The sequence below is a fragment of the Pseudomonas sp. Fl4BN1 genome (assembly GCF_009908285.1).
GTDB lineage: Bacteria > Pseudomonadota > Gammaproteobacteria > Pseudomonadales > Pseudomonadaceae > Aquipseudomonas.
Genome location: NZ_JAAARM010000151.1, coordinates 1 through 383 on the forward strand (window position 1 = coordinate 1; position 383 = coordinate 383).

Below are 383 nucleotides of genomic sequence, written 5' to 3' on the forward strand. Positions count from 1 at the left end.
GTCAGAAAGTGATGCGGCGCGTCGGATGCCACCGACCAGACGCCGCGTATTTCCCGGATCAGGCCGGCAAGATCGGGCGAAACATCGAGCATGGTCTGCGGCCGCGCTACATTGATGCGGGCCGTCATCGTCACGTCGAGCGTCTCGTGCGGATTGCGGTAGACGATGGAGGTCACCGTATTGGCGAAGAAATCGGTAAAATCGGAGCGTTCCGCCGCGGCAGGGTCAAAGGAGAGACTCGAGGCGACCACGCGCTGAATACCCGGCAGGGTCTGCGGCATCACCCGGATGTGGTGGCGCCCGCCCGCTGCGGAGCGCTCATAGTCATAATGCAGGTGGAGGCGGATGTTATAGAGCATTCCTCACCCCCTCAGGCAAAATAC

1 protein-coding gene is annotated in these 383 nt (G+C 61.6%); it reads right to left on the reverse strand.

Annotation, left to right across the window (positions count from 1 at the left end; genetic code table 11):
- Nucleotides 1-359, reverse strand: a 359-nt coding sequence (locus tag GV818_RS33995) for a transglutaminase N-terminal domain-containing protein (RefSeq protein ID WP_218586336.1), incomplete at its 3' end; no start/stop codon positions are given.
- Between the last annotated feature and the right edge of the window lie 24 nt (nucleotides 360-383).